Annotated in this window: 3 protein-coding genes; all 3 read left to right on the top strand. The window is 66.0% G+C overall.

Annotation, left to right across the window (positions count from 1 at the left end; genetic code table 11):
- Positions 1-411, top strand: a 411-nt coding sequence (rpsD, locus tag QZV97_RS20850; protein WP_295647335.1) for a 30S ribosomal protein S4, incomplete at its 5' end; no start/stop codon positions are given.
- Positions 412-565: 154 nt separating this feature from the next.
- Complete coding sequence (gene rpoA, locus QZV97_RS20845; protein WP_295647333.1) at positions 566-1,567, top strand: DNA-directed RNA polymerase subunit alpha; 1,002 nt, start codon at positions 566-568, stop codon at positions 1,565-1,567.
- A gap of 103 nt (positions 1,568-1,670) precedes the next feature.
- Positions 1,671-1,839, top strand: a 169-nt coding sequence (locus tag QZV97_RS20840) for a L17 family ribosomal protein (RefSeq protein WP_295647337.1), incomplete at its 3' end; no start/stop codon positions are given.

The raw sequence follows: 1,839 nt of genomic DNA, 5'->3' as shown, positions 1-1,839 counted from the left end.
CAGTTCCGCCGCTACTTCGCCGAGGCCGAGCGCCGCAAGGGCAACACCGGCGCGAACCTGCTGCTGATCCTCGAGTCGCGGCTGGACAACGTGGTCTACCGCATGGGCTTCGGCTCGACGCGCGCCGAAGCGCGTCAACTGGTCTCGCACAAGGGCATCACGGTCAACGGCGAGGTCGTCAACATCTCGTCCTACCTCGTCAAGATCGGCGACGTGGTCGCGGTGCGCGAGAAGGCCAAGAAGCAGCTGCGCGTGACCGAGTCGGTCAAGCTCGCCGAGTCCCTGGGCATGCCGGCCTGGGTGCAGGTCGACGCCAGCAAGCTCGAGGGCGTTTTCAAGAAGACGCCGGACCGCGACGAGTTCGGCTCCGACATCAACGAATCGCTGATCGTCGAACTGTATTCGCGCTGACTTTCGCGCGGCGCGGCGGTGGGCCCGAAGGGCCGCTCCGCGCGCCGCGTCGACGCTTTCCCGGTCCGGGGCCAGCACTGTCGCAAGGCGGTGCTCCCGGTGCTCCATCAGCCTTATCGGTGTAACGAGCCGAGGGTAGTGACAGGAAGACCTGATGCAAACCAATCTGCTGAAGCCCAAAGCCATCAACGTCGAGCCGCTGAGCGCCGCCAAGGGCGCCCACCGCGCCAAGGTCACGCTCGAGCCCTTCGAGCGCGGCTACGGTCACACGCTGGGCAACGCCCTGCGCCGCGTGCTGCTGTCGTCGATGGTCGGCTACGCGCCCACCGAGGTCACGATCGCCGGCGTGCTGCACGAGTACTCGGCCATCGACGGCGTCCAGGAGGACGTGGTCCATGTGATGCTCAACCTCAAGGGCGTGGTCTTCCGTCTGCACAACCGCGACGAGGTCACGCTGGTGCTGCGCAAGGAAGGCGAAGGCCCGGTCAAGGCGGGTGACATCCAGACGCCGCACGACGTCGAGATCATCAACCCCGACCACGTGATCACCCACTTGTCGCAAGGCGGCAAGCTGGACATGCAGATCAAGGTCGAGAAGGGCCGCGGCTACGTGCCGGGCAACCTGCGTCGCTTCGGCGACGAGCCGACCAAGTCGATCGGCCGGATCGTGCTGGATGCGTCGTTCTCGCCGGTCAAGCGCGTCAGCTACACGGTCGAGAGCGCTCGCGTCGAGCAGCGCACCGACCTCGACAAGCTGGTGATGGAGATCGAGACCAACGGCGCCATCACGCCGGAAGAGGCCATCCGCGCATCGGCCAAGATCCTGGTCGAGCAGCTCGCGGTGTTCGCGCAGCTCGAAGGCCAGGTCGGCGACATCTTCGACCAGCCGGCGGTCCAGCGCAGCACGCAGTTCGACCCGATCCTGCTGCGCCCGGTCGACGAGCTCGAACTCACCGTGCGTTCGGCCAATTGCCTGAAGGCCGAGAACATCTACTACATCGGCGATCTGATCCAGCGCACCGAGACCGAGCTGCTGAAGACGCCGAACCTGGGTCGCAAGTCGCTCAACGAGATCAAGGAAGTGCTGGCCTCGCGCGGACTGACGCTCGGTGGCCGGCTGGAGAACTGGCCGCCGCAGGGCCTGGACAAGCGCTAAGCCGATATCAAGCCGACCCGGCCGTCCGCGGCCAGGCGCACCCGCCAGTACCTGATCCGGCTGGCGGCATTCGTTAGACAAAGCAAGTAGCAAGGACTTCACCATGCGTCACCGTCACGGCCTCCGCAAGCTCAACCGCACGTCCGAGCACCGCCTCGCGATGCTGCGCAACATGGCCAACTCGCTGCTCACGCACGAGGCCATCAAGACCACCCTGCCCAAGGCCAAGGAACTGCGCCGCGTCGTCGAGCCGCTGATCACGCTGGCCAAGG

Source organism: uncultured Methylibium sp., assembly GCF_902826655.1.
Taxonomy (GTDB): Bacteria; Pseudomonadota; Gammaproteobacteria; order Burkholderiales; family Burkholderiaceae_C; genus Methylibium.
This window is presented reverse-complemented; position numbering and strand designations above follow the sequence as displayed.

Bases quoted from the DNA above. Each gene is read 5' to 3' on its own strand.
- rpoA (WP_295647333.1), top strand. From the start codon at position 566: ATGCAAACCAATCTGCTGAAGCCCAAAGCCATCAACGTCGAGCCGCTG.